Origin of the sequence: Tardiphaga sp. 813_E8_N1_3, from assembly GCF_051811025.1 — a bacterium.
Classification (GTDB): Bacteria; Pseudomonadota; Alphaproteobacteria; order Rhizobiales; family Xanthobacteraceae; genus Tardiphaga.
Genome location: NZ_JBPWQE010000001.1, coordinates 3080249 through 3105621, shown reverse-complemented (window position 1 = coordinate 3105621; position 25373 = coordinate 3080249). Strand labels below are relative to the sequence as shown.

At 62.1% G+C, this 25373-nt stretch carries 26 protein-coding genes; 18 read left to right on the top strand and 8 right to left on the bottom strand.

Translation table 11 applies throughout. From position 1 onward, the window contains the following. Nucleotides 1-26 precede the first annotated feature (26 nt). The 3 genes from AB8A33_RS14895 (at nt 27) to AB8A33_RS14885 (ending at nt 2166) form a co-directional block, all read left to right on the top strand. The gene (locus tag AB8A33_RS14895; protein WP_081421759.1) at nt 27-347 is read left to right on the top strand and encodes a helix-turn-helix domain-containing protein; all 321 of its coding nucleotides are present in this window, start codon (nt 27-29) and stop codon (nt 345-347) included. A gap of 96 nt (nt 348-443) precedes the next feature. After that, a complete protein-coding gene (locus AB8A33_RS14890) occupies nt 444-1262 on the top strand; it encodes an aldo/keto reductase (protein ID WP_439093446.1) in 819 nt (272 codons plus the stop codon). 100 nt (nt 1263-1362) lie between these two features. Beyond that, nucleotides 1363-2166: a YdcF family protein gene (locus tag AB8A33_RS14885; protein WP_439093445.1), complete on the top strand. Its 804-nt coding sequence runs from the start codon at nt 1363-1365 to the stop codon at nt 2164-2166. Nucleotides 2167-2170: 4 nt separating this feature from the next. Here the strand turns inward: AB8A33_RS14885 and AB8A33_RS14880 are convergent, their stop codons facing one another. After that, nucleotides 2171-2482, bottom strand: a complete 312-nt coding sequence (locus AB8A33_RS14880; RefSeq protein ID WP_439093444.1) for a DUF3253 domain-containing protein — start codon at nt 2480-2482, stop codon at nt 2171-2173. 116 nt (nt 2483-2598) lie between these two features. Here AB8A33_RS14880 and AB8A33_RS14875 point away from each other — a divergent pair, with 116 nt between their 5' ends. Further along, nucleotides 2599-3537: a hypothetical protein gene (locus AB8A33_RS14875; protein WP_439093443.1), complete on the top strand. Its 939-nt coding sequence runs from the start codon at nt 2599-2601 to the stop codon at nt 3535-3537. On the opposite strand, the gene AB8A33_RS14870 is transcribed toward AB8A33_RS14875, so the two are convergent. Then, nucleotides 3512-4231, bottom strand: coding sequence for a DUF599 domain-containing protein (locus AB8A33_RS14870; RefSeq protein WP_439093442.1), 720 nt, complete (start codon nt 4229-4231; stop codon nt 3512-3514). The two genes, AB8A33_RS14875 and AB8A33_RS14870, sit on opposite strands and share 26 nt — an antisense overlap. A gap of 125 nt (nt 4232-4356) precedes the next feature. Between AB8A33_RS14870 and AB8A33_RS14865 the strand changes: the two genes are divergently transcribed. The 9 genes from AB8A33_RS14865 to AB8A33_RS14825 all read left to right on the top strand — a co-directional run bounded on the left by AB8A33_RS14865 (nt 4357) and on the right by AB8A33_RS14825 (nt 13182). Beyond that, nucleotides 4357-5013 (top strand): glutathione S-transferase family protein, encoded by a 657-nt coding sequence (locus AB8A33_RS14865; protein WP_439093441.1) that lies wholly within the window; start codon nt 4357-4359, stop codon nt 5011-5013. A gap of 160 nt (nt 5014-5173) precedes the next feature. After that, on the top strand, nt 5174-6136 hold the full coding sequence (locus AB8A33_RS14860) for a hypothetical protein (protein WP_439093440.1): 963 nt from the start codon (nt 5174-5176) through the stop codon (nt 6134-6136). Between the two features lie 50 nt (nt 6137-6186). Beyond that, entirely contained in the window at nt 6187-6624 is a 438-nt protein-coding gene (locus AB8A33_RS14855; protein ID WP_439093439.1) for a DUF1489 family protein, read from the top strand. Nucleotides 6625-7666: 1042 nt separating this feature from the next. Further along, entirely contained in the window at nt 7667-8815 is a 1149-nt protein-coding gene (locus AB8A33_RS14850) for a thiolase domain-containing protein (RefSeq protein ID WP_068730675.1), read from the top strand. Continuing rightward, on the top strand, nt 8815-9204 hold the full coding sequence (locus tag AB8A33_RS14845; RefSeq protein WP_089267252.1) for a Zn-ribbon domain-containing OB-fold protein: 390 nt from the start codon (nt 8815-8817) through the stop codon (nt 9202-9204). Before AB8A33_RS14850 ends, AB8A33_RS14845 begins: the two co-directional genes overlap by 1 nt. Nucleotides 9205-9370: 166 nt before the next feature. Next, complete coding sequence (locus AB8A33_RS14840; RefSeq protein ID WP_439093438.1) at nt 9371-10231, top strand: MaoC/PaaZ C-terminal domain-containing protein; 861 nt, start codon at nt 9371-9373, stop codon at nt 10229-10231. Between the two features lie 142 nt (nt 10232-10373). Beyond that, nucleotides 10374-11252 carry an SDR family oxidoreductase gene (locus AB8A33_RS14835; protein ID WP_439093437.1) on the top strand — a complete coding sequence of 293 codons (879 nt, stop codon included), beginning with the start codon at nt 10374-10376 and terminating at the stop codon, nt 11250-11252. 79 nt (nt 11253-11331) lie between these two features. Continuing rightward, nucleotides 11332-12288: a dihydrodipicolinate synthase family protein gene (locus AB8A33_RS14830; RefSeq protein WP_439085508.1), complete on the top strand. Its 957-nt coding sequence runs from the start codon at nt 11332-11334 to the stop codon at nt 12286-12288. A gap of 93 nt (nt 12289-12381) precedes the next feature. After that, on the top strand, nt 12382-13182 hold the full coding sequence (locus AB8A33_RS14825; RefSeq protein ID WP_439093436.1) for an NUDIX hydrolase: 801 nt from the start codon (nt 12382-12384) through the stop codon (nt 13180-13182). Between the two features lie 9 nt (nt 13183-13191). Here AB8A33_RS14825 and AB8A33_RS14820 read toward each other — a convergent pair whose 3' ends face one another. Continuing rightward, complete coding sequence (locus tag AB8A33_RS14820; protein WP_439093435.1) at nt 13192-14760, bottom strand: long-chain-fatty-acid--CoA ligase; 1569 nt, start codon at nt 14758-14760, stop codon at nt 13192-13194. 242 nt (nt 14761-15002) lie between these two features. Here AB8A33_RS14820 and AB8A33_RS14815 point away from each other — a divergent pair, with 242 nt between their 5' ends. Then, on the top strand, nt 15003-17183 hold the full coding sequence (locus AB8A33_RS14815) for a PQQ-dependent dehydrogenase, methanol/ethanol family (RefSeq protein WP_439093434.1): 2181 nt from the start codon (nt 15003-15005) through the stop codon (nt 17181-17183). Between the two features lie 102 nt (nt 17184-17285). Continuing rightward, nucleotides 17286-19967, top strand: coding sequence for a PAS domain S-box protein (locus tag AB8A33_RS14810; protein WP_439093433.1), 2682 nt, complete (start codon nt 17286-17288; stop codon nt 19965-19967). A gap of 9 nt (nt 19968-19976) precedes the next feature. On the opposite strand, the gene AB8A33_RS14805 is transcribed toward AB8A33_RS14810, so the two are convergent. Next, on the bottom strand, nt 19977-20336 hold the full coding sequence (locus AB8A33_RS14805) for a GrlR family regulatory protein (protein WP_089267259.1): 360 nt from the start codon (nt 20334-20336) through the stop codon (nt 19977-19979). Nucleotides 20337-20739: 403 nt separating this feature from the next. On the opposite strand from AB8A33_RS14805, the gene AB8A33_RS14800 reads away from it, so the two are divergent. Then, nucleotides 20740-21192 carry a hypothetical protein gene (locus AB8A33_RS14800; RefSeq protein ID WP_439093432.1) on the top strand — a complete coding sequence of 151 codons (453 nt, stop codon included), beginning with the start codon at nt 20740-20742 and terminating at the stop codon, nt 21190-21192. Between the two features lie 4 nt (nt 21193-21196). Here AB8A33_RS14800 and AB8A33_RS14795 read toward each other — a convergent pair whose 3' ends face one another. Then, nucleotides 21197-22396, bottom strand: a complete 1200-nt coding sequence (locus tag AB8A33_RS14795; RefSeq protein WP_439093431.1) for an MFS transporter — start codon at nt 22394-22396, stop codon at nt 21197-21199. Nucleotides 22397-22892: 496 nt separating this feature from the next. Here AB8A33_RS14795 and AB8A33_RS14790 point away from each other — a divergent pair, with 496 nt between their 5' ends. Then, nucleotides 22893-23132, top strand: coding sequence for a hypothetical protein (locus tag AB8A33_RS14790; RefSeq protein ID WP_439093430.1), 240 nt, complete (start codon nt 22893-22895; stop codon nt 23130-23132). Here the strand turns inward: AB8A33_RS14790 and AB8A33_RS14785 are convergent. The 3 genes from AB8A33_RS14785 to AB8A33_RS14775 form a co-directional block, all read right to left on the bottom strand. Continuing rightward, entirely contained in the window at nt 23101-23379 is a 279-nt protein-coding gene (locus AB8A33_RS14785; protein WP_439093429.1) for a hypothetical protein, read from the bottom strand. The genes AB8A33_RS14790 and AB8A33_RS14785 overlap by 32 nt on opposite strands. Before the next feature lie 104 nt (nt 23380-23483). Then, nucleotides 23484-23702, bottom strand: coding sequence for a hypothetical protein (locus AB8A33_RS14780; protein ID WP_439093428.1), 219 nt, complete (start codon nt 23700-23702; stop codon nt 23484-23486). Nucleotides 23703-23859: 157 nt separating this feature from the next. Next, entirely contained in the window at nt 23860-24171 is a 312-nt protein-coding gene (locus AB8A33_RS14775; protein ID WP_439093427.1) for a PilZ domain-containing protein, read from the bottom strand. A gap of 386 nt (nt 24172-24557) precedes the next feature. Here AB8A33_RS14775 and AB8A33_RS14770 point away from each other — a divergent pair, with 386 nt between their 5' ends. After that, nucleotides 24558-25319, top strand: coding sequence for a hypothetical protein (locus AB8A33_RS14770; protein ID WP_439093426.1), 762 nt, complete (start codon nt 24558-24560; stop codon nt 25317-25319). Nucleotides 25320-25373 lie beyond the last annotated feature (54 nt).

The window sequence follows — 25373 nt, the reverse complement described above, 5'->3', positions numbered from 1 at the left end:
GACCATCACGCGCAATGAGGTCGAACATGCGCTTGCGGTTGAAGGCTGACGGACGGATCGTCGAATTGCGGGACGGGCACGAAGTGCCGTTGGTTCCCGATATGCCTGTCGTGCCGGAGCCGGTCGCGGTGCGACCCGGCGAAGCCGAAGTGCGCGATCTGCGCCGCCGCGCGCAACTGACCCAGATGGAATTTGCCGCGCGCCTTGGCGTTCCCGTCGAGACGATCCGCAATTGGGAGCAGGGCAAGCGCATGCCGCGCGGTCCGGCCCGAGCGTTGCTGGCGGTGATCGCACATGCACCGGAGACGGTGTTCGCGGCGCTTGCACCGGTTGCTGCGGACGCCTGAACGATCACTGTGGATCATCGCCTGCGCTGACGCGCCGGCCCTGTCCAGGAAAAGCTTGTCGGCGTTCGTATCGTTGCTCCGTCAGAGGAGAAGATGATGCAGTTCGTGGAAGCAAACGGCGCCCGCATCCCGGCCATCGGCCTAGGGACATGGGAACTGCGTGGCCGCGCTTGTGCACGCACCGTCGAGCAGGCAATCCGGCTCGGCTATCGCCATATCGACACCGCACAGGTCTATGAAAACGAGCGCGATGTTGGCGAGGGCATCCACGCGTCGCACATTCGCCGTGACGAGATGTTCGTGACCACCAAGGTCTGGACCACGCATTTCGCGCCTCACAATCTCGAACGCTCCGTGAAGGAGAGCCTGACCAAGCTGCGGATGACCGAGGTCGATCTGCTGTTGCTGCACTGGCCGAACCCGCAGGTGCCGCTGGAGGAAACGCTCGGCGCACTGGCGCACGCCAGGCAGATGGGCCTGACCCGGCATATCGGCCTGTCGAATTTCACCGTGGCGCTGATCGAGCAGGCTGTCGCCGCATGTCCCGCGCCGCTGGTCTGCGATCAGGTCGAATACCATCCCTATCTCGACCAGGCGAAGGTGCAGGGCGCCTGCCAGCAGAATGGTCTGGCCATGGTCGCCTACAGCCCCATCGCCCAGGGCGGTGTCCGCGGCGATGAAACGCTTTCCGACATCGGCAAGGCACATGGAAAGAGCGCAGCACAGGTGTGCCTGCGCTGGCTGGTCCAGCAGGGTGCGGTGGCGATCCCGCGCACCTCCAAGGTCGAGCGTCTGTCGGAGAATATCGACGTGTTCGATTTCATGCTGTCCGAAAACGAGATGTCCCGGATTTCGCATCTGGCGCATCCGAAGGGGCGGCTGACCGACTACGGCTTCGCGCCGAAATGGGATTGATCCATCAGGTCAGCCGGGATTTGCGGCGTTGATCTTGCCGCCTTGATCTTGCAAACGGGATGGCTCATGCAGTGACACCGTCCGGCAAGCCAAGGGCCTCATGTTTTTCACATTCTCCAAGATGCTCGGCTTCTTCACGGAGCCGACCAATGCGATCGTCACGATCTGCGTGATCGGCATTGTGCTGGTGTTGCTGCAGCGCCAGCGTGTCGGGACATTGCTGGTCACCTTTGGCATTCTGTTGCTGCTGCTGTTCGGCTATTCGCCCGTCGGCAATGTGCTGATGCTGTCGCTGACCGAGCGTTTTCCGAAATGGCAGGACGATGGCCGTGCACCCGACGGCATCATCGTGCTCGGCGGCGCCATCGATTCGGATTCATCCGCGGCGCGCGGCTCGCTGGAGATCAATTCGGCCGGCGAGCGGATAACGGCGATGCTGGAGCTGGCGCGCCGCTATCCGCAGGCGCGTATCGTCTTCACCGGCGGTGCCGGCAGCCTGATTGAAAAGTCGCTGTCCGAAGCACCGGTGGCCGGCGAGCTGCTGCGGCGGTTCGGCGTGGCGTCCGAACGCGTCACGCTCGAAACCGAGTCCCGGACCACCGACGAAAATGCCGCCTTCACCGCACGCCTTGTGACGCCGAAGCCCGGCGAGCGCTGGCTGCTGGTGACGTCCGCCTGGCATATGCCGCGCGCGATCGGCGCGTTCCGCAGGGCCGGCTTCGATGTCGAAGCCTATCCGGTGGACTGGCGCACGCGCGGCTGGATCGACGCCAGCGAGACCTTCGATTCCGCCAGCGTCGGCCTCAGCCGGAGCGACATCGCGGTTCACGAATGGGTGGGGCTGATCACCTATTGGATCGCCGGCCGCAGCAGCGAATTGCTGCCGGGGCCGAAGGAGCGCTGATACGTTACTCCGCCTTTGGCAGCCCCAGCCGGTACACGCCGCGGAAGTCGTTGGGATCCTCGACCGGCTTGCCCTTGCGATAGATCACGAGACGGCCGTCAAGGGCGAGTGCCACGGCGGCGCGGCGGATCGGCATCAGCAGCGCGTGCCAGTCGCCCTCGGGCTCGATCACATGCGCGATCTCGGGAGGGCTCAGCGTGCCCGTGCCGTTGCGGGTGAGCGCGTCGAGGATCGCCTCGTCGAGCGGCAAGGGCTTCGGTTTCGGGGCCAGCTTGGCGGCTGACGGCTTCGGGGTCTTCGGAGGGGATTTGGCCATGCACTGCCATGACCGATCGCACCGCGCGACGCAAGCTGTGGCTTGGCGGACATGGCGCGGGGAGGGGCACGACGCTATGATCGAGCCAGTCGGCGTACAGAAGTCTCATTAGCCCCATGGAACCAAGGCACCTCATCCGCGCAGCGATTGCCGTCTCGGTGGTCGGCCACCTCGCTTTGGCGGCCGGGGTCTATTTCGCCGATGCGCGGCCGATGGAGCAGCACGAGGAGAGCGTTGCCGTCGATCTAGTCACGCCGCAGCAGCTCGCCGAGGCGGAGAAGAAGGCCGAGGAGACACCGCCGGAGCCCGAAAAAAAGCCGGAAAAGACGCCCGAGCCGGAATTTCGGCTGCCCGACCTGACCAACAAGCCGACCCTCGAAGAGCAGAAGACGCAGGCCGTCGCCGCCAAACCGCAGTCGTCGGCGCATAACACCCCGCCGCAGCCGCAGAAGACATCGCCGCAGCAACCCGCACCGTCACCGCAGCAACAGGCCGCCCAGCAACCGCCGCCGCCTGCGCAGCAGGCTCAGCAACAGCCGCAGGCCACTCCCGCAACGCCGCCTCCGTCACAGCCACCCGCCGCGCAACCGCCGTTGCAGCAGCAGGCCGCCTTGCAGGCTCAGCCGCCGGCGCCGCAGCCGGGCCCACAACAGGTGCCACCGCAGCCCGAGGCCGATATCACCGTGAAATACGGCGTCATGCTGGGCTTGCCTGAAGGCTTCGGCGGCGGCGCCGCGTCGGAGCAGGCGGATCTGTCGAAGCTGGATATCGCCGCGTTCCGGCGTCATCTGCGGAGCTGTTCGAAATTGCCTGCCACCGTTGCGCGCGGCGATGACGCCAAGGTCAAGCTGCGCGCCGTGTTCTCGCCGGATGGCCGGCTGGTCGCCGAGCCCACGGTGATCGAGGTCCGGCGGCCGGCCAAGGCCGCGCTGCTGATGCAGGCAGCCAAACAGGCGCTGGAAGCCTGCCAGCCTTATGCGATGCTGCCGGCCGACAAATACGACGAGTGGAAGGTGCTCGATCTCGATTTTACGCCGCAGGATTTCGCGGGGTAGCCCCGACATCCATATCCGGCGCCATGGCCTGCCAGGCATTGGAGGCGAACTGCCGGCGCCAGGTCACGATCACCACGGCTGCCGTCGAGACCAGAAACACCCAGGGGCTGACGAACCAGCCGAGATAACCGAGCGCGAAGAAGAAGGCGCGCTGCCCGCGGTTGAAGTGGCGGGCCGCCGCGCCGAACATCCTCGTTGTGCGCACCACATGGGCTTCGGCCTCCGGCGTGTCGCGCTTCGAGGCCAGCGGCATCGCGCCGATCAGGATCGCGACATAGTTGAACAGCCGGTACGACCAAGCGAATTTGAAGAACGCATAGACGAAAATCAAAATCAGCCCGAAGCACTTGATCTCCCACAGGCCGGGCGTGGTGTTGAAGCCGAACGGCAGGTTCTGCATCATCGGCATCACTTCGTTGGTGGCGCGCAGCAGTGCCAGCGAGCCGCCGATGGCGATCAGCGTAGTCGAGGCGAACCACGCGGTGCCGTTCTGAAGCGACGTCATGATGTGGGTGTCGACGATGCGCGCCTCGCGCTCCATCAGGCGGCGCATCCAGACCTCACGATAGACATGCATGCGCGCGGAGAGGCTGTCGCGGCCGTATTTGGTGTGCTCCAGCGTGATCGCATAGGTCGTCCACTCCAGGATGAAGAAGCCCAGCGCGAAGACGTCGACCCAGGAATAGTTGACCATGCAGCACCCATCATATCGATTGGCACTTCTGCCACGCATGCCGTGATGCAGCAACAAGCCTGTGCACGCGGCTTGCTTGCAGAGGCGCATGCGTGGCAATTTACCGGTCTCGCAAGGAGTGGTTGATGTCGCTGACGCTGGTGATCGGTAACAAGAATTATTCGTCGTGGTCGATGCGGCCATGGGTTGCGCTGAAGGCTGCCGGCATCCCCTTCGCGGAGGTGTTTGTACCGCTGTACACGGATGCCGCCGACAAGCAGCGCATTCTCGATGTGACCCCGTCCGGCAAGGTGCCGGCGCTGGTTGATGGCGAGATCACGGTGTGGGATTCGCTGGCGATCATCGAATATGCTGCCGAGCGCTTTCCGGATGCAAAGCTGTGGCCGGAAGACCGGGCCGCGCGCGCCCATGCGCGTTCGGTGTCCGCCGAGATGCATTCCGGCTTCATGCCGCTGCGCAACGAATGCGGTATGAATCTGCACCGGCCGGTCCGGGCGAAGGCGCTGTCCGACGATGCCAAGGCCAATATCCGGCGCATTCAGCAGATCTGGGCCGATTGCCGCGCGCGTTACGGCAAGTATGGACCGTATCTGTTCGGTGCCTTCAGCGGTGCGGATGCCATGTATGCGCCGGTGGTGCACCGGTTCCTGACCTACGACATCGATGCCACGCCGGAGGCGCGCGCGTATATGGATACGATGCAGGCGCTGCCGGCGTTCCGGCAATGGACCGACGAGGGCCTCGCCGAAACCATCGTCATCCCGCGCTTCGAGGACGACTGAAGCGTTTTCGGTCGGAACGGGTCCCGGTTCGCGCCGCCACGATTTCGTCATGACCGGGGCCGTGCCATAACAACCGCATATTGCGGGTTCATGGCAGCCCGACTTTCTTTGGAAGCACTTTCTTCGGAAGTATGGCTTCCACATCTGCGGGGACGACTCGATGAACGGGGTATGGGCGAATTCGCTCGATCAAATCTGGCGCGCGCCGACGCTTCCGATGTGGCTCGCGCTGGCTGCCTCCGTCTTCTTCGCCCTGATCGTACTGGCGACGTTGCTGCGCGCCGAGAAGTCCGTCGCCAATGGCGCGCTGACCGTGATCACGCTGCTGGCGATCGGCGTCGCTGCTGCAGCGACGCTGCGCAAATCCGAAACCGCGGGGCAGGAGGCATCGCACGTCGCCTCAATGCCTCAGGTGAATACCTCGCTGCCGGCACTGTCCTGCCTCGACGATCTCGCCGGCGACATGGTGCTCGCGGGTTGCGAGAAGGTGCTGTTCGGCTCCGCGGATTCGGTGGCGGCTGCCGTGTCCGCCTCGGCTGCGCAGATCAACCGCTTGATCGCCCATGGCGATGTCGCCGCAGCGAATAAATCCATGACGCCTGACCTGGCGGGACTGCGCCGCGCGATCGAGCGTGATCGCTACGGCCTGATTGCCTATGTGTTGCAGTCGCGCGATCGCTGCATGCCGGAGAGCTGCGCTGCCTATGCCGCGCTGACCGATCACAAGCGGATTGCCGCGAATATGGAAGAGCGGACCTATGCGGGTCTCGTGACGCGCTATGCGCCCGGCTGGAACGCGCCGCCTGCGGCTGCAGCCGCTGCGACGGGTGCGTTGGCCGGATTGCCGGCGTCGGTTCCGACCGGCAAGCCGACCACGGCGGATTTCCCGTCCTCGTCCTCGATCCCGCCCATCTCGATCATGACCGAAACACCTGCGCCCGCGCCGAAGACGCCGCCGGCCGCCGCCAATGCGCAGGCACCTGCGCCGCGCGCCGCGACGGCAACGCCGCCATCTGCTGCCGCGAAGAAGCAACCCGTACCGAAGACCGCCGCTCGTCCACAGGCGCCTGCCACCGTAGCGCCCGTGCAGCTTGCACCGGAGGCCCCGCCGGCCGATAACTGAGCGGTGGATAACGCCTTGTAAAACCGTGTCGCACTGCCGATTTCTGACCCATGCCCCTGCATCTCATCAAGCTCGCCGTCGGCTGCGAATCCATCGCGGATTTCAAGAGCTATCTCTCTGAACGGATGCGCGCAGCAAAAGCGCGCGGTGCACCCCAGCATCACATCCACATCACCCGCATGCTGCCGAAGCGCGATGTCGAACTGCTCGACGGCGGTTCGCTCTACTGGGTGATCAAGGGCGAGATCGCATTGCGCGAAAAGATTTTGGCCATCGAACCGTTCCGCGACAGCGACGGTATCAACCGCTGCCGTCTGGTGATGCAGCCGAAACCCGTCACCGTCGCGCCGCGTCCGCTGCGTCCGTTCCAGGGCTGGCGCTACCTCACCGACAAGGACGCCCCGCCGGATCTCGGCAAGGCCGCCGCGAGTATCGAAGCGATGCCGGAGCCGATGCGGCGCGAGCTGCGGGAACTGGGGCTGCTGTAGGGCGGGAGAATGAGGCGGGTGGCTTGCCACGCACTCACATGTCGTCCCCGCGCAGGCGGGGACCCATAACCTCCGATGAAGAAATTAGAGTGGCAGAGGCACCGCGTCTGCGCTCTCATCATATCTCCGGCGTGTATGGGTCCCCGCCTGCGCGGGGACGACAGTTGAGAATGCCTCAAACATTTTTTCCTATCTCTTGTTGACAATACACCTATAAGGTTTATATTCCCCTTCGTCCTGCCCCACCGAGAGGGGCGATCGCGATCGTCACGTTCGCGGGGTGGGATGCGGTGGACGCCGGAGATGCGGCGTTACGCGGTTTAGGGGGGACGTCTGTCTTCGGGCAGGACGGATCTGCGCCAGCACTGCCACTGGCAAGGAGACGGCCGACCTTGGGATGGAAAGACTCTCTGGACAGTGTGACGGACGACCAAAGTCAAAACGTGTCCGGCCTATTCGCTTGAGGCTCCCTTCCCATCGCCTTGGGACTTTAATTCGGTGATCGGATCGTTCGCTGAGGCAAAGTGCAAGCAACCGAAAAAACACCGCAGGCGGAACGCTGGGCAATCGCTCGGCGCCTCCGAAAGTCCTGATGCACTCACAATTGCGGAAGACCGCATTCGCATCAGGCCCAAGGGTGCAACGGGCACCCGGCGTTCCGCACGCCCTCTCACAGGAGGGCGGGAATGCGAAACACGACGGCGCCCCCGCGCCGCAAACAATAGGGGTGATGACGCATGTCTGAAGAGCAGTGGCTGTTTGACAGTTGAATCTGCAGCGGACGTCGCGGTTTGCGGGTAGCGCGCGCAATCACCGGTACGACCAGCCCACCGCTTCCGGAAATCCAGACCTCCGCTTTTGTGAGAGCTCGCTGACCAGATTGGTAAACAGCTAAATCACCAGCGAAAAACTCCTGGGCTGCGTTGCGACCATTCCGCTCTGTGAAATTCACGTCCGCAGCGTGAAATGTTGTCGCTTGCCAAGGCTGCCGTGAAAGGTCACAAAAAACTGAACTGGGACGAAACACCAATCGGAGAGACGTTTGAGCATCAAGGGCAAGGCATATATCGCCGGCATCTACGAACACCCGACCCGGCATGCGCCGGATAAATCCATCGCGCAGTTGCATGCCGAAGTCGCCAAGGGCGCGCTCGAGGATGCAGGCCTCACGCACAAGGATGTCGACGGCTATTTCTGCGCCGGCGATGCGCAAGGAGGCCTGTGGCCGATGGTCGATTATCTCGGCCTCAAACCGCGTCACGTCGACTCCACCGAGACCGGCGGCTGCTCCTACATCATCCATCTCGGCCATGCCGCGCAGGCGATCGCCGCAGGCAAGTGCTCGATCGCACTCGTCACACTGGCCGGCAAGCCGCGCACCGGCGTGATGCCGCCGCGTCTGCAGGGCGCCGAAGCCGATTTCGAAACCGCTTACGGCGCCACCACGCACAATGCCTATGGCATGTGTGCCATGCGTCACATGCACGACTACGGGACGACCAGCGAACAACTCGCCTGGATCAAGGTCGCGGCCTCGCACCACGCGCAATACAACCCGCATGCGATGCTTAAGGACGTCGTCACCGTCGAGGACGTGCTGAACTCGCCGATGATCTCCGATCCGCTCCACCGCATGGATTGCTGCGTCGTCAGTGACGGCGGCGGCGCGATGATCGTCACCACGCCGGAAATCGCCAAGAGCCTGAAGAAGCCGCTGGTGCGCCTGATCGGTCACGGCGAAGCGATGAAGGGTCCGCGCGGCGGCAAAGATCTCGACCTCACTTACTCGGCCGGCGTGTGGTCCGGTCCGCGCGCTTTCGAGGAAGCGGGCGTGACGCCGCAGGACATGAAGTATGCGTCCATCTATGACAGCTTCACCATCACGGTTCTGATGCAGCTCGAAGACCTCGGCTTCTGCAAGAAGGGCGACGGCGGCAAGTTCGTGTCCGACGGCAACCTGATCTCGGGCGTCGGCAAGCTGCCGTTCAACACCGATGGCGGCGGCCTCTGCAGCAATCATCCCGTCAATCGCGGCGGCATGACCAAGATTCTCGAAGCCGTGCGCCAGCTGCGCGGCGAAGCCCATCCCAAGGTGCAGGTGCCGAATTGCGATCTGGCGATCGCGCACGGCACCGGAGGCCTGCTCGGCGTACGTCACGCCGCATCGACCGCTATTCTGGAGCGCGTGTAATGACTGAAGCCAAGAAGTATCCGACGCCGGCCGGCAATCCTGAATCGCAGCCGTTCTGGGATGCGGCCAAGGACGGCAAGTTCATGATCAAGCGCTGCACGACCTGCGGCGAAGCGCACTTCTTCCCGCGCGCGATCTGCCCGTTCTGTTTCTCCGACAAGACCGAGTGGGAACAGAGCTCGGGCGAGGGCGAGATCTACACCTACAGCCACATGCGCAAATCGGCGACCGGCCCTTACGTGATCGCCTATGTGACGTTGAAGGAAGGCCCCTCGGTACAGACCAACATCGTCGACTGCGATCCGGGCAGTCTGAAGATCGGCCAGAAGGTGAAGCTGGTGTGGAAGCCGACCGACGGCGCACCGCTGCCGTTCTTCACGCCGGCATAAGCAACGCACACAGGCTGTCATCACCCGCGAAAGCGGGTGATCCAGTAAACGCCGAAAGGCCTGTGTATACTGGATCGCCCGGTCATCTAGCGAAGCTCGCTTCGCGCTGCCGGGCGATGACAGTGAGAGAGAAACAGCAACAAACAAGAAAATCGGGAGCGACCGAATGCCCATCAACTACGAAGCCCTGATGGCGATGAAGAACATCGGCCAGAAATATGCCTGGACCGATCGCGAAGTGATGCTCTACGCCTATGGCATCGGCATGGGCGCCGATCCGATGGACGAGCGTGAACTCGCTTTCGTCAACGAAGGCACCTATACGCCGCGTCCGCTGAAAGTCGTGCCGACCTATGCATCGGTTGCCGCATGGGGCTCCGGCCCGGGCGAGATGGGTCTCAACAAGCTGCTCGTGGTCGATGGCGAGCGCGACATCACATTCCACAAGCCGCTGCCGGTTGCGGCCAAGATCACCGCCGATAGCAGCGTGCTTGGTGTGTTCGACAAGGGCGCCGACAAGGGCGCGGTGATCCTGCATCAGACGATCCTGCGCGATGAAGCCGGCGAGGCGCTCGCGACCCTGGTGGCGTCGCGTTTCGCGCGCGGCGATGGCGGCTTCGGCGGCAAGTCCGAAGGCCAGCCCGAGCCGCATGCTATGCCGAAGCGCGCGCCGGACCGCACCGTCGACATCACCACGCGGCCCGATCAGGCGCTGATCTATCGCCTGTGCGGCGATCGCAACCCGCTGCATTCGGATCCCGAATTCGCCAAACGCGCCGGCTTCCCGCGTCCGATCCTGCACGGCATGTGCACCTATGGCATTACCTGCCGGGGCGTGCTGCAGACCTATGCCGACTACGATCCCTCCGCGTTCAAGCAGCATGCGGTGCGCTTCTCGTCGCCGGTTTATCCGGGCGAGACTGTCACCATGGAGATGTGGAAGGACGGCAACGTAGTGTCGTTCGAGGCGAAAGTGAAAGAGCGTGGCGTCACCGTGATCAAGAGCGGCAAGACGGTGCTGGCGTAAACTCAATCCTCTCGACGTCATGCCCGGCCTTGTGCCGGGCATCCACGTCTTGGTCGAAACGTAAGACGTGGATGGCCGGGTCAAGCCCGGCCATGACGGAGCAAAACAAAAAACAAAATCATAAAAATGCAGGGAGCGTGCCATGGGTCTTCTCGACGGCAAGGTTGCCATCATCACCGGCGCCGGTGGCGGCCTCGGTGAAGCCTACGCAAAGCTGTTCGCGCGCGAGGGCGCATCCGTCGTGGTCAACGATCTCGGCGGCCCACGCGATGGCTCCGGTTCCGATCTCTCCATGGCGCAGCAGGTCGTCGACGCCATCAAGAAAGAGGGCGGCAAGGCCGTCGCCAACGGTTCCGACATCTCGACCATATCAGGCGGCCAGTCGGTGTTCGACGATGCCATCAAGGCGTTCGGCAAGGTCGACATCCTCGTCAACAATGCGGGCATTCTTCTGGACCAGACCTTCGCCAAGGCGTCCGAAGCGGCGTGGGACAAGGTGATGAAGGTGCATCTCAAAGGCACGTTCTGCGTCACGCAACCGGTCTTCAAATGGATGAAGGAAAACGGCGGCGGCGTCATCGTCAACACGTCCTCGACCTCCGGCCTGATCGGCAATTTCGGCCAGAGCAACTACGGCGCGGCCAAAGGCGGCATCTGGGGCCTGTCCAATGTGCTGGCCATCGAGGGCCGCAAATACAATATCCGCGTCTGGACGCTGGCGCCGGGCGCGCTGACCCGCATGACCGCGGACCTGCCGCGCTATATCGAAAATCCTGGCGCGGCGCTGGGACCGGACGGTATCGCGCCGGCGGTGCTCTACATGGTCAGCGATCTCTCCGGCAGCCAGACCGGCAAGGTTCTCGGCGTGTCCGGCCCGCGCGGCGTCCGCGAGATGAAGATGATGGAAATGGAAGGCTGGAAGCCGCCCCATGACGGCTGGAGTGCGCAGGACGTGGTGACCCATGCCGGCGAGATCTTCTTCTCGGACGAGGCAAGCCAGCACGGGGCACGGCGTTTTTGAGGGGCAGTTGGGCCCGGTTCGGGCGGACAGACCCGATATTTCCCGGTAGAATGCCGGCATCCATTCACAGAGGCTCATGATGAAACTGACCGCCAAAGCCGCCGGCACCTTTGCCATCGCACCGACCCCGTTCCTCGACGACGGCCGCATCGACGACAAATCGATCGACGGCCTGACGGACTTCTATGCGGAGGTCGGCTGCAACGGCGTGACCGTGCTCGGCATCATGGGCGAGGCGCCGAAGCTGGAGGGCGCCGAGTCCGAGGCTGTGGCCACCCGCTTCATCAAGCGCGCCGGCGACAAGATGCAGATCATCGTCGGCGTTTCCGCCCCCGGTTTCGCCGCCATGCGTTCGCTGGCGCTGAAGTCGATGGATGCCGGCGCTGCCGGCGTCATGATCGCCCCGCCGCCTCATCTGCGCACCGACGACCAGATCACCAACTATTTCAAGGGCGCGGTCGAAGCCATCGGCGACGACGTGCCGTGGGTGCTGCAGGATTATCCGCTGACCCTCACCGTCGTGATGACCCCCGCCGTGATCCGCAAGATCATCATGGACTCCAAGTCCTGCGTGATGCTCAAGCACGAGGACTGGCCGGGTCTGGAGAAGATCACCGCGCTGCGCAACTTCCAGAAGGACGGCAGCTTGCGCGAAACGTCGATTCTCACCGGCAATGGCGGCGTGTTCCTGGATTTCGAAATGGAACGCGGCGCTGATGGCGCGATGACGGGGTATGCCTTCCCTGAACTGCTGATCGACGTCGTCAATCTCCAGAAGAAGGGCGAGCGCGACAAGGCGCATGACCTGTTCGACGCGCATCTTCCGCTGATCCGCTACGAGCAGCAGCTCGGCATCGGCCTCGCGGTCCGCAAATATGTGCTGCAGAAGCGCGGCGTCATTGCATCGAGTGCGCAGCGCAAGCCGGGTGTGGCGATCACGGCGCAGGCGAAGGCGGAGGTGGATTATCTCCTCTCGCGCGTCGCGCGCTACGACAAACGCGCGAACATCGCGCCGCAGTCGAGCGCAGCGGGTTAGTTTCAAGCGTCACTATGCCCGGAGGGAACTCCGGGCATAGTGTTTTGAATGATAAGCGGCATCATCCAAGAATGCCGATCAGGGAGAAACTGAATGCCAAGCGAGCCCGGCGTTGTGCGTCCTGCTTCCACCATCCTGCTGTTGCGCAAGGGTGAAACCGACTCCATCGACGTCTTCATGATGGTGCGGCACTATCAGATCGAATTCGCATCAGGCGCGCTGGTGTTTCCAGGCGGCAGCGTCGATGCCGGTGATCGCGAGATCGGCACACAGCCGAACCTCTATAGTGGCGGCGATGGTCTCGATCCTGATATGCTTGCATTCAAGATCGCGGCGATCCGCGAGACTTTCGAGGAAAGCCGTATCCTGCTCGCGCGGCCGCGCGGCTCTAACGACCTGATCGCTGCGACGAAGGCGAGCGTTATCGCCGATCAGCATCGCGACGCGCTGAACGAGGGCAAGGTCAAATTCGCCGATATCATCGCCGAGAATGATCTGGAGCTCGCGCTCGATCTGCTGGTGCCCTATGCCCACTGGATCACGCCGGAAGGCATGAAGAAGCGCTTCGACACATGGTTTTTTCTTGCGGAGGCGCCGCCCGAACAGGTCGGCATGCATGACGGCAAGGAGTCCACGGACTCGATCTGGCTGTCGCCGCGCGAAGCGCTGGAAGGCGGCGCATCGGGCCGTTTCACGCTGCCGTTCCCGACCACGCGCAATCTCATCAAGCTCGGCAAGCAGCCCAGCGTCGCGGGGGCACTCGACGACGCCAGCCGCAGCACAATCATCAGCGTCACGCCCATCGTCACGCGCGATGGCGACAAGCGCCAGTTGCGGATTCCAATCGAGGCTGGCTATGACGGCGAGGTGTTCGAGCTCACCGGCGCGCCGTAGAGTTCGGATCTATCCGGCCCTGGCTTGCGGCGCCGCCGCTGCATTCTCCCAGAACGGCCGCCGCAGCTCACGCTTCAGCACCTTGCCGGCGCCCGACAACGGAAACGGTTCGCTGCGCACGTCCACGCTGCGCGGGCACTTGTAGCCGGCGATCTTCTCCTTGCAGAAGGCGATGATCTCGGCGGCATTGACACTCGCACCGGGCTTCGGAATGACGAAGGCATGCACGGTCTCGCCCCATTGCGGGTCGGGAATGCCGATCACGGCGCATTGCGCCACGGCCGGATGTTGAGCGACCACATTCTCCACTTCGGTGGAGTAAACGTTTTCACCGCCTGAGATGATCATGTCCTTCATCCGGTCGACGAGATAGATATAGCCTTCGTCGTCCATGTAGCCGCCGTCGCCTGTGTGCATCCAGCCGTCGATCACGGCTTTCGCGGTCTCTTCCGGCCGTTCCCAATAGCCCATCATCACGTTCTGGCCGCGCACGGCGACTTCGCCAACTTCACCGTTTGGCACAGGCTTGCGATTGGCGTCGACGATACGCGCCTCGCAGCCGATCGCCGCGCGGCCGCAGGCGCGCTGGCGGTTCTTCGCCGCAGCTTGCTCGCCGATATGCTGATCCCACGGCAGATGCGTCGCCAACGGTGACAGTTCGGTCATGCCGTATAGCTGATGGAATTCGGTGCCTGGCATGCCGGCCATCGCGCGTTTCAGCAGTGCATCGTTGATCGGCGAGGCGCCATACATCATGATTTTCAGCGATGAAAGATCGGCGGTCTTGAATGCGGGGTGATCGACCAGCATCTGGATCATGGTCGGGACGATCAATGTCGCCGATACTTTCTCGCGGGCGATGGTCTGCATCACCAGTTCCGGGTTGAACATCCGGACGATGACATTGGTGCCGCCAGAGGCCAGCGAGGTGAACATCACGCCGCCATTGGCGACGTGAAACATTGGCGCGGCATTGAGATAGATCGAACCATGGGGCAGGAGCCCTTCGCTCATCATATGCAGCGAGTTGCTCATGATATTGCCGTGGCTCAGCATCACGCCCTTGGAACGTCCTGTGGTGCCGCCAGTGTAGAAAATGCCAGCCAGTTCTTCCCGGCCGCGCATGACATCCGGAATCGGCGCAGTCGTCTCGATGAGCTCATCATAGTCGTGCGCTTCGGCCGGGCCTGTATCGTCATCGGCATAGACCAGTGTGAGTGGCATGGCTTTCGTCAGTTCGACGCCCATGGCAGCGAATGAGTTGTCGACGACCAGCGCGCTGGCGCGGCAGTCGAGCAGGGAGTCGAGAATTTCGGCCTGGCTCCAGCGCACATTGGTCGGCACGATTACGGCGCCGGCCCAGGCGATGCCCAGATAGAGTTCGAGATAGCGGTCGGAGTTCAGCATCAGCACCGCCACGCGGTCGCCGTGCTTGACGCCAAGCTTTTGCAGCGCACCTGCAAGACGCGCGACGCGGTCTCCAACCTCGCGCCATGTCCGGCGGCGGTCGCCGTCGATAGTGGCTATTGTCTGCGGGCTGGTTTGCAGCGCACGGCGCAAGCCCTGCGTGATGTTCATGGCGTTCCCCTCGGTATTACGGATGCTGTGTGCATCTCTGTGGCGCAATCATAGCGATGGGTGAGGGGCGGGCAAGCGTAGCCGATCGCTTATATCTCACCAGATGGTTCAAAGGATTTGCGCGAGCTTTGCGATGCAAAACGCGTCAGAGAAAAATCTGGAACTGTTCTCATCTGTTGACGATTCAACTCCCGCGCGTAACATCGCGACAGGCCCGCCAGAGGCCATTGGGAGTGAAATGCATGAGACAGCTTGCTCGTCGGGGCGCGCCCTTGCGTCCATTTTTCAACGGGACACTCAACTCACATACAATACTGCACCGTTGGCTCCGAACATCCATCGTAGCAGCGCTTGGCGCGACAGTGCTGGGCGGTGTCGCCCAGGCGCAGACCAAAGGCTCTCCCGATCATATCAAGGCGGTTACATCGGCAATCGATAGTGCTGCGATTACGGCCAATACGGCGACGTCAAAGGACTGGCCGACTTACGGCCTCGATTACGCCGAGACGCGCTTCAGCAAACTCAATCAGATTACGGCCGAGAATGTCAAAGATATCGGCCTGATGTGGACTTACAATCTGGAATCCATCCGCGGCGTCGAGGCGACGCCGCTGGTCGTCGACGGCATCATGTATGTGTCGGCACCATGGAGCGTTGTGCATGCAGTCGATACCCGCACCGGCAAGCGGCTATGGACCTTCGATCCCGGGGTGGATCGCGAAAAGGGCTATCGCGGCTGCTGCGATGTCGTGAATCGCGGCGTCGCGCTCTACAAGGGCAAGGTGTTCGTAGGCTCCTATGACGGCCGGCTGGTCGCACTGGATGCCGCGACGGGCAACAAGGTCTGGGAGAAGGACACGGTCATCGACCGCAAGATGTCCTATACGATCACGGGCGCGCCGCGCGTGTTCAACGGCAAGGTGGTTATCGGCAACGGCGGCGCCGAATATGGCGTGCGCGGCTATGTCACGGCCTATGACGCGGAGACCGGCAATCAGGCATGGCGCTGGTTCACGGTGCCCGGCGATCCGGCCAAGCCTTTCGAGGACGACTCGATGGCTGCCGCGGCGAAGACCTGGGATCCGGCCGGCAAATACTGGATCAATGGCGGCGGCGGCTCGGCCTGGGACACGATCACTTTCGATCCTGACCTGAACATGGTCTATATCGGCACTGGCAACGGCTCGCCGTGGAATCGCAATCTGCGCAGTCCGGGAGGCGGCGATAATCTCTATCTCGGCTCGATTGTCGCGCTGAACGCCGATACCGGGAAATATCTCTGGCATTATCAGGAAACGCCCGGCGACAACTGGGACTACACCTCGACGCAGCCGATGATCCTCGCCGATCTCACCATCGACGGCGCGCCGCGCAAGGTGGTGCTGCATGCGCCGAAGAACGGCTTCTTCTTCGTCATTGATCGCACTAACGGCAAGTTCATCTCTGCCAAGAACTTCGTCGATGTGAACTGGGCCACCGGCTATGATGCCAGCGGAAGACCCATCGAGGTGCCGGAAGCCCGATCGCCGGACAAATCCTTCGACAGCATTCCCGGACCGTTCGGTGCTCATAACTGGCATCCGATGTCGTTCAATCCGCAAACCGGGCTGGTCTATCTGCCGGCACAGGGCGTGCCTTTGAACCTCACGGGTGAGAAGACACTGGTGCAGAATGCGCCGGGCTCGAACAAATTCGGCGGCACTACGGGCTGGAATGTCGGCTTCTCGCTCAATGCCGAGCCGCCGAAGAACCCGCCATTCGGTCGCCTGATCGCGTGGGATCCGGTGAAGCAGAAGGAAGCATGGCGCGCTGAATACATCGCGCCCTGGAATGGCGGTACGCTCACGACGGCCGGCAATCTCGTGTTCCAAGGGACCGCGGACGGCCGGTTCATCGCCTATAACGCCAAGACAGGTGAGAAGCTCTGGGAAACGCCGGTCGGCACCGGCGTGGTGGCCGCACCTGCGACCTATATGGTCGATGGTGTGCAATACGTCTCGGTGGCGGTCGGCTGGGGCGGCGTGTTCGGCATTACCCAGCGCGCGACGGATCGTGAGGCGCCCGGCACGGTCTACACCTTTGCCATTGGCGGCAAGGCGCCGTTGCCTGCCTTCACCAAATACCAGATCGGTAATCTGCTGACCGGCGTGAAATACGATCCCACCCACGTCCCGGAGGGGACTTCGATCTACGTTAATGCCTGTGCGACCTGCCACGGCGTGCCCGGCGTGGACAAGGGCGGCAATGTTCCCAATCTCGGTTACGTGTCGACCGAGACCATCACCAACCTGAAGGACATCGTCTTCAACGGGCCGTTCAAGGATAAGGGCATGCCTGATTTTACCGGCAAGCTCACGGAAGCGGATGTGGTCAAGATCCAGGCCTTCATCCAGGGCACCGCCGACGCGATACGGCCAAAATAGACACCATGCTGGACGGTTCGGCCCGATCGGGCCGTCCAGCATGTTCCCCCCGCGCCTGAAGTCAGGATATATTGGGACGCTCTGAAGTCCGGTCCCACAACCATGTCCTCTGCCATTGCGGCATTCTTTCAGCGGGTCCGATCGTCCTCGCTCTCGATCGGCCAGTTGACCTTCAGCGGGTTCCTGCTGGTGTTGACGGTGATCCTCATCACCAGCATCGCCAGCGTGGTCGCGATCCGTCATATCGACAATACCTTCGCCGAGCTTGAGCGGCTGCAGACCGTTGGCGATCTGGCCGAGGATATCGACCGCCGCCTGACCAGGCTGCGGCTGGCAGCACGCGACTTCGTCACCGATCCCGATACGCAACCCGAGAGGGTCTCGCAGGCTGCCACGGCGCTCGGCGATCTCCTGAAGAAGACCCGGATCGAGCTTGCGCCCGAGCAACGCGACATGATCGATGGCGTCGACGCGCGGCTGACCAAATATCGAGAAGGGATCGAACACGTCTCGTCGTTGATTGCGCGCCGCTCTGCCTTGCTGGCGACGCTGCCGCCGCTGCGCGAGCAGTTCGAGAATGCGATTCCGGATGTGACGAATTCGAACGGTGCCAAGGCGATGTTCCGGGCACAGAACGAGATCGCTGCCGCGTTGCTGGCGCGCGATCCTGTCGGGGCCGAGCAGGCCGCGCAGCGCATGCGTGCGCTGCCGGTCAGTACACCCGCGCTTCGTGCGGCCGCCGATGCCTATACCGATGCGATCATTGCGATTTCGGAAACCGAAAGCGAGATCGCCGATCTCGACAGGGACGTGCTCGGGGCGGAGGGCCGCCTGATCGGCCGGGTGACCGAATTGTTGCGGGAGCTTAGCGCCCGTCGCGGCCGGGTCCTGTCGCGTGAATTCGCGCGCACGCTGACCGAGGCGAGATGGCAAAGTATCATTCTTGGCACTGCCGGCGTTCTCGTTGGCTTGCTGGCGGCACTGTTCGTGGTGCGGCGGATCGTGAAGCCGCTGAAGGCGATTGCCAAGTCGATCCGTGCGCTAGCCGGTGGCGCCAAGCACACGCCGATCCCGGCCATGGATCTGGAGAATGAAATCGGTGATATCGCGCGCGCCGCGGAGGTGTTCCGCAAGACGCTGGTCGATGCCGATGCCGCGCGCGAGGCGGCCTTGCATGCGTTGGCCGAGCAGAGACTGGCGGAAGAAAGTTATCGCAAGCTGTTTGAAGGATCCGTCGACGGCATCTATGTGACGACGCCGGCAGGCGCGCTGCTCAATGCCAATCCGGCACTGGCGCGGATGATGGGGTATGATTCACCGGAGGACCTGATCCGCGCCACGCTGGATATCTCACGCAACATCTATGTCGATCCCGCGGCGCGCGCCGAGTATCAGCAGCGCATGGAAAGCGACGGCATGGTGCGCGAATTCGAGTATCAGGTCCGTCAACGGCACGACACGATCCTCTGGCTGTCCGACAGCGCCACGGCGGTCCGCGACGAGAATGGCGGGGTTGTGCGCTATGAGGGAACGGTCCGCGACATTACCGATCAGAAACATGCCGAAGCGGCGATCAGGGAAGGCCGCAGGTTGCTGCAGCAGGTCATCGACACCGTTCCTGCCGTCATCAATGTAAAGGACACCGATCTGCGATACGTCCTGATGAACCGCTATATGGCGGGGATTTTCGGCATCGAGCCCGGTGACGCAATCGGGAAAACCACCGGCGAATTGATGATGCGCTTTGGCGCGTCAAAGACCGACTCGCCTGACAAGATGGTGCTGGCGACCAGGAAGGGCCTCGGTTTCTACGAGGAAGAATACAAGGATGCTGTCGGCGTGATGCGGCAGTGGCTGGTCAACAAGCTGCCTTTGCTGACGGCCGATGGTGATATCCAGAACATCGTGACCGTGGCGCTCGATATCGGCCAGCGCAAGCGCAGCGAGCAGGAGATGCTCAAGGCCAAGGATGCCGCCGAGACGGCGCTACGCAATCTGCGTGAGACGCAGAATTCCCTGATAGAGGCGGAGAAGCTCGCGGCGCTTGGGCGGCTGGTTGCCGGTGTGGCCCACGAGGTCAACAATCCCGTGGGCATCAGCCTGACGGTGGCGTCATCGTTGGAACGCAAGATCGCGCTGTTCGGCGAGGAGGTTGCGCGGGGCGAGCTGCGCCGCTCGACCCTGACCGAATTCATCGAGTCCAACCGCGACGCCGCGGCACAATTGGTCGCCAATCTCAATCGCGCGGCTGAGTTGATCCAGTCGTTCAAACAAGTTTCCGCTGACCGTAATTACTCTGACCAGCGCGTCTTTGATCTCGCCGATCTTACCGAGCAGGTGGTGATGAGTTTGAAGCCGGGATTACGCAAACAGAAGCTGGCGCTTTCGGTCGACTGCAAGCCGGGACTGACGATGAACAGCTATCCGGGTCCGTATGGTCAGGTGCTGACCAATCTGTTCCTCAATTCCGTCGCTCATGCTTTTCCCGACGGCAATGGTGGTTCGGTCGAGATCACGGTGCAGGAAGCCGGCAACGATCATGTGGAAATTCTTTTCGCGGATAATGGCGTCGGCATGAGCCCGGAGGTCCGGCGGCGTGCGTTCGACCCGTTCTTTACGACGCGCCGGGATCAAGGTGGCACGGGCCTGGGTCTGCACATCGTCTACAGCATCGTCACCAGCCGCCTCGGTGGTCGTCTGCATCTGCAGTCCGATCCGGGGCACGGAACGCGTATCCAGATCATCCTGCCGCGCGTCGCGCCGCTGGAGATGGCTGCGGAATAGCGGACGCTGCTACTGCTGAAATTCCGCAAGCTTGCGCAGTGTCGCGCGAAATATCTGGCTGTGCTTGCCGACGAGCGCTGTGCCGTTCATCGTCGCCGACGTATCCGTGAAAGTACCCGACAGACCGATGCCGACCGGTTGGCTCTGGCCGCCGAACAGTGGGCTCATGTCAGGGCTGGGCGTATGCTGCATGACGGAAACCTCGCCCTTGAAGGTGCCGGCTTCCTTGTTGAGAACATAGGTACCGACGTAGAACAGGTACGCGTCGCCGCCGAGCAGCTCGCCTTCGCGAAAGGTTACAACACCGCTGCCCTTGCCTGAACGCCCGTCGAGAAGCTCGACATGGATCGAGTAGAGTCCGTTCTTCATAATAGCCCGATGGCGCGAACCCGTCCCTTGGTTGCGCAATCAGAAGTATTGCAAAGACCGTATACCAACGTCAACGCATTCGCGGGCGCTGTTGGTTCAGGAGCGAAAGACCGAGTGACGCAGGCGCGCTCGCTTGCCGCCCTGGCACTTCGCGACGAGGGCGTTCTTAAATACCTCCGCCATTGAAGTTATCACCACAAATTCGCTGCAGTGCGAAGAGAGCCTAGCCGGTGCTAACGGAGAATCGCCTATCGTTTGATCGGGCGTCTACCGCGAAGTTGAAGCGCAGCCGTTCTTCGATAGTCGTATGATGCGCTTTGCGTGAGTGACTACGGAAGAGGTGGGCACGTTGCCCGCGACAAACCTGAACATCATTGTGCCGGCCGGGGGCTGGAGCAAGCAAATGAGCGACTGGATGACTTCCGGCGCAGAAGCGCCGTGTTTGCAAGATGGTATCTCTCACGGTCGACGTCGCAAGCGTCGTTATGGCTGGCTGAAGTTGGGAGCGCTAACCGTTGGCGTTGCGGTGCTCCTGTCGATCCCCTTGCTGCAAAGCGTCGCTGCGCGCGATCGCGGACAATTTGCCAACACCAATCCCGATCTGAAAGCCTGGTTTGATAGTCTGCGCAGCGGCAAGGGTCCGTGTTGTTCCGATGCAGACGGCAGCGCCGTCAGCGATGTGGATTGGGAATCCAACAGCGGGCACTACAAGGTGCGGATCGACGGGATGTGGCTCGACGTACCTGACGAAGCTGTCATCACTGTGCCGAACCGCGTCGGTCGCACTATGGTGTGGCCGATACAAGGCTCGTCCGGCACAGTGATCCGTTGTTTCATGCCAGGTAGCATGACGTAGCCGGTCATGACGCCCCGCGGTTCGATGCGAGTGCGGCGATCAGCGAGATCGCCGCGAGGATGATCACCACTGCGCCATAGATATCGAGCGTCAGCGGCAGGCCGAGCGTCGGGATTGCCAAGCCTGCGACGATAGTCGGCAGGCTGAAGGCGAGATAGCAGATGATGAAAATCACGGAGAGCAATCCAGCGCGTTCATGCGCGGGGACAAGCGGCACAACGGTCCTAATGCTGCCGAAGAACCCGGCGCCGAAGCCAAAGCCGGCGATGACAGTGCCGACCAATAGTTGCGGGATGCTTTGCGTGTAGACCCCGCCCAGCGTGATCAGCACGCCGAGAATAAGACACGCCATGCTGCGGATCAGAATGATGGTGCCAGGCCATTTGCGCGCTACCAGCATCGAGGCGGCGCCGCTCAAGGTCAGCGCTGTCACCGCGAGTCCGCCAAGCAGAGGCGAATTCGATCGGGTGATGAGCCGGAGCAGCGAGGGCATCAGCGACAGATAGAACCCGCCCAACGCCCAGACGGCAATGTTGCCAGGCGAGACCAGGGTCAAGGGTTGTCGCACGTGAGGCGGTACAGTCACGATCGGCCGGAGCGACGCCCGTGCGCCGGGACGACGCGCAACCGTTTCCGGCATCCACCACAGCAGAACGGCTTGGATGAGCGTTACTGCGAGGAGCAGCAGATAGACCAGTTGGGTCGGCATTGGCGCGTAGCTGACGAGCACACCGGATAGCAACGCGCCGAGCCCTGTGCCCGTTACGGGCGTCAGGCTGTTCATCAGCGATCCGTGCGCACGATTCAGATCGAGCATGGCAGCACCGATGGTGCTGAAGGCAATGCCGGTTGCAAATCCCTGAATGGTACGGGCAGTGATTAGTGCAACGACGGAATCCGCAGTGATGAAAACCACGAGTGCCACGACATTCAGGATCAGCGCCGAGAACATCACGGGCCGGCGACCGATATAATCCGACAGTCCGCCGACCGTCAGCAGTGCCACCAGCAGACTGAGCGCATAGGCGGAGAACACCGTCGTGACCATGACGGGCGAGAGGTGCCAGTGGTCTTGATAGATCCGGTAGAGCGGTGTCGGCGCGCTGGCGAACATGGCGACAGTGCCGAGCGTTGCGATCTGAAAAATAATGGCAGCGCGACGCGTCATCACGCCTTTCGGCCGGGCGTCGAGATTGCTGGACATCGGGGGAAGGGACCTAGTGGACAAGGTGGGGCAAGCCCAATGGTCGCTTCCGTCCTTGATTGATTTTACCGCTGTCCAATGCTCGCTCAGGTGATGCGCGCAGCAACAGCAGAGAAAGATGATGCATGCACGGCCAAGCCTTCACAACAGCGGCTGGCTCGCGCGGCCTGTGCGAGATTGCATGGCTCGTCTGGATCGCGGCCCTTAACACGGCGCGAATCTTTCCTATACTCAGAGTGTCACGAACAATGAAAGGAGGTGGTCCAGTGTCTAATTCCAAGCGCTGTCACCTCGCTGAGGCCGCCCGCTAGGCTCACTCTTTGAGCTTCGCAAGGGCGCCCTCGGCGCCTGGTTCAGCGAGAACAGGGAAAGGGCGTGCCGAGCGATCGGTGCGCCCTTTCTTCTGACCTCGAAACTCGTCAGGCCAAGAATATGGCACTTGATCGGTTGGCTATCCGTGACAATCTATTAGTCGTTGCTTGTGTCCGGAGTAGCAATGCGGGGAACACCGCGCGATCTGGCGGAGAGAATGGCAGCGCGCCAGCAGCGGCGTGCCAGCGATGATGGCTATGTGCGCGAGAGCTTCACGCAACCACGTGAAAACGCCCGCAAGACGGCACGGGCGTTTCTGGATCGTTTCCCGAAGCAAGCCTACATGAGCGAAGTCGAGCGCTGGCGCGAGCTGCCAGACGGCGACATCGAATTTACGATGCGGCGGCTGCGGACTGCTGATTGAGCTGACAGGCGGCAATCATCTGGCTGATGTCGTGCTCGCTCATGCCTGTAGCGTCCGATTTTTCGACTGTATCGGCGGCACATGCGTGGATCGCATAGCCGATATCGAGAAGACGACGCGGCGGATCTTCCTCGCCCAGCCCGACCTCCGTAACCAAGCCACTCTCGACGGCATGCCGCCAGACGTCCGATTTACTGGGGAAGGCCTTGCTGACTTTGACCGAATTTGAAAACAGCGCGTAGGGCATGCGGCAACCTCCATGTTGAGGCGATAACACGGAATATGGCATCTGGTTGCACTGCAACAAGCCCGACTTTCGTTGCCCACGAGGTCGTGATGACAGGCCAGCTGTTAGTCCCGCTGGGTAATCTGCAATTCCAGCAGCGCCATGGTCTGGAGCATGGTGGGATCGCGTTCGCCCTCGCTCGTCGTCCGCAGAATACTCTCGGCGATGCATTGAACATGGGACGAGTTGACGGGGTGCGGCAGCGTTGAAACAGCCCCGTCCAGCGCCTGTTTCATCACTGAAATCGTGTCGGGAGGAAACGCGGCATGGGAAAAATTCTTCACGGTGGCTCCCGGGTTCAAGCGGATAAACGCACCCAACTGTTCACGAGAAAACAAGAGTTCGGGGGCGCGAATGTTCCTGCCGCAAAGTTGGGCAGATCCGGGCGGCGGCGTCAGCTGCCGCGTGTCGGGCGAGGTTCCGGAAATAATCGCAGGGAGGTCAGGATTCGGTGTCAGCCGGCCGGGAGGCTTTCTTCTTGGCGCCCTGTCGCAGGAATGTCGCGCCGATCTCCTCGCCATTGACCCAGGCCAGCTCGCAGCGACGGAACGCCAGTCCTGTGGACGACAGCAGCAGGAAGAATTCCTTGAGATTGATACCCTCGATCGAACTCTCGACGATAAGGCGCGCGCCCGTCTCGGACACGTCCATGATGCGGCAGCTGCGGCGCCATGTGCCATCAATGGCCATGAGCCAGACAGGGAAACCGCGCTCGAACGCGACGCGGCCAGCATTTGGTTTTTCAGGGGTCATCGACGCTTCCTTGGCGCCGGGGATTTTAAATTGGATGGTGGTAACGGCTGGTAAATAGCACTGACGGCAGCCCTTCGCCGTTCAGCAAGCCATTGCGACCGCAACGACGGGTTCCAGAAGCAGCGGTTGTGGAGATGCGCGTTAACGGAATGGTCACAAGCTAGTGCAATGTAAAATGGTATCCTTGGCTGTCGAAGGATTTGGTGGGCGGAGCACCGTATTGCATGAACGCGCCAGCTGCCCTGATATCCGCCGGCGTGGGCGCAGCGTTTTTTGCAGCCGCATCCGTGTTCTATTATCAGCCGTCCTTCATTCGGCCTGACTACGCGCTGGATTCTATCCTGACGACCAATCATTCGAAGGCGCGTGCTGCGGTTACGCGCCTCTTGCTTAATCCGGCATCTGCGCAATTCGATGTCTTGCGGTCGGTTCAGGTCGCTGCCGGGAAGTATGTTTGCGGCACCGTGAACGCCAAGGACAGATCAGGGGCTTATCGCGGGCATCGCGCCTTCGTCTACGCGGTTGCAATCGATTTTGCGCGTATCGACGACGACGGAGAGATTGCGCAACGGCACGATGCGTACAAGGCCTGTCCGGTCTCTGAAGAAGAAGAGAAGCTGGCTCAACAGAAGATCGGAATATCACCCGGTGCGCTTCAGGCGATCAAGCTGGTTCAAAAGACATTGCCGACAGCCGATCCGTCAGTGCTCACGGACATGGCGTCGCAACCATCATCTGCCGGCAGTGGACCGGCCGGGACGACCGAGCAACAACTTGGCCGTCTTGCAGGCCAACCTGGCTCGGGCGGGCAGCAATCGGAAAGCCAGACATTAAGAACCACGCCCGGCCCCGAAGCCGACTGGCGTGCCGACAAGCCGCCGACCGTCTGGCCAGTCTTTCCGCCAGACCATGTGTTGGCAAAGCCTGTGCAGAAACGAACGAATGCCGAGGCGTTGGTGCTGGCAAAATCGGTCGAGGATCTCTGGGCGAAGTCCAAAGCAGGAACCTCATCTCAGCGGCCTTCGCCGGACGAAATTCGAGAGGCCCTTCGGGCTCTAATGGCCATCGATGCCAAGAGTGCGGAGTTTCCTCAGGCCTGGGCGGCATTCGTGCGGTTGCGGACGATCGAGCGCGAAGCGAGCGCCTAGTCTCTGGAAAAGCCGAATGGCCAACCGCGTAAGCTGAAACGAGAGGCAACTCGG

Coding starts and splice junctions, on each gene's coding strand:
- AB8A33_RS14800 (WP_439093432.1), top strand. CDS start 20,740: ATGAGCGACTGGATGACTTCCGGCGCAGAAGCGCCGTGTTTGCAAGAT.
- AB8A33_RS14795 (WP_439093431.1), bottom strand. CDS start 22,396: ATGTCCAGCAATCTCGACGCCCGGCCGAAAGGCGTGATGACGCGTCGC.
- AB8A33_RS14805 (WP_089267259.1), bottom strand. CDS start 20,336: ATGAAGAACGGACTCTACTCGATCCATGTCGAGCTTCTCGACGGGCGT.
- AB8A33_RS14855 (WP_439093439.1), top strand. CDS start 6,187: ATGCCCCTGCATCTCATCAAGCTCGCCGTCGGCTGCGAATCCATCGCG.
- AB8A33_RS14810 (WP_439093433.1), top strand. CDS start 17,286: ATGTCCTCTGCCATTGCGGCATTCTTTCAGCGGGTCCGATCGTCCTCG.
- AB8A33_RS14895 (WP_081421759.1), top strand. CDS start 27: ATGCGCTTGCGGTTGAAGGCTGACGGACGGATCGTCGAATTGCGGGAC.
- AB8A33_RS14830 (WP_439085508.1), top strand. CDS start 11,332: ATGAAACTGACCGCCAAAGCCGCCGGCACCTTTGCCATCGCACCGACC.
- AB8A33_RS14840 (WP_439093438.1), top strand. CDS start 9,371: ATGCCCATCAACTACGAAGCCCTGATGGCGATGAAGAACATCGGCCAG.
- AB8A33_RS14785 (WP_439093429.1), bottom strand. CDS start 23,379: ATGCCCTACGCGCTGTTTTCAAATTCGGTCAAAGTCAGCAAGGCCTTC.
- AB8A33_RS14875 (WP_439093443.1), top strand. CDS start 2,599: ATGGAACCAAGGCACCTCATCCGCGCAGCGATTGCCGTCTCGGTGGTC.
- AB8A33_RS14865 (WP_439093441.1), top strand. CDS start 4,357: ATGTCGCTGACGCTGGTGATCGGTAACAAGAATTATTCGTCGTGGTCG.
- AB8A33_RS14845 (WP_089267252.1), top strand. CDS start 8,815: ATGACTGAAGCCAAGAAGTATCCGACGCCGGCCGGCAATCCTGAATCG.
- AB8A33_RS14820 (WP_439093435.1), bottom strand. CDS start 14,760: ATGAACATCACGCAGGGCTTGCGCCGTGCGCTGCAAACCAGCCCGCAG.
- AB8A33_RS14835 (WP_439093437.1), top strand. CDS start 10,374: ATGGGTCTTCTCGACGGCAAGGTTGCCATCATCACCGGCGCCGGTGGC.
- AB8A33_RS14890 (WP_439093446.1), top strand. CDS start 444: ATGCAGTTCGTGGAAGCAAACGGCGCCCGCATCCCGGCCATCGGCCTA.
- AB8A33_RS14815 (WP_439093434.1), top strand. CDS start 15,003: ATGAGACAGCTTGCTCGTCGGGGCGCGCCCTTGCGTCCATTTTTCAAC.
- AB8A33_RS14825 (WP_439093436.1), top strand. CDS start 12,382: ATGCCAAGCGAGCCCGGCGTTGTGCGTCCTGCTTCCACCATCCTGCTG.
- AB8A33_RS14790 (WP_439093430.1), top strand. CDS start 22,893: ATGCGGGGAACACCGCGCGATCTGGCGGAGAGAATGGCAGCGCGCCAG.
- AB8A33_RS14860 (WP_439093440.1), top strand. CDS start 5,174: ATGAACGGGGTATGGGCGAATTCGCTCGATCAAATCTGGCGCGCGCCG.
- AB8A33_RS14885 (WP_439093445.1), top strand. CDS start 1,363: ATGTTTTTCACATTCTCCAAGATGCTCGGCTTCTTCACGGAGCCGACC.
- AB8A33_RS14870 (WP_439093442.1), bottom strand. CDS start 4,231: ATGGTCAACTATTCCTGGGTCGACGTCTTCGCGCTGGGCTTCTTCATC.
- AB8A33_RS14775 (WP_439093427.1), bottom strand. CDS start 24,171: ATGACCCCTGAAAAACCAAATGCTGGCCGCGTCGCGTTCGAGCGCGGT.
- AB8A33_RS14880 (WP_439093444.1), bottom strand. CDS start 2,482: ATGGCCAAATCCCCTCCGAAGACCCCGAAGCCGTCAGCCGCCAAGCTG.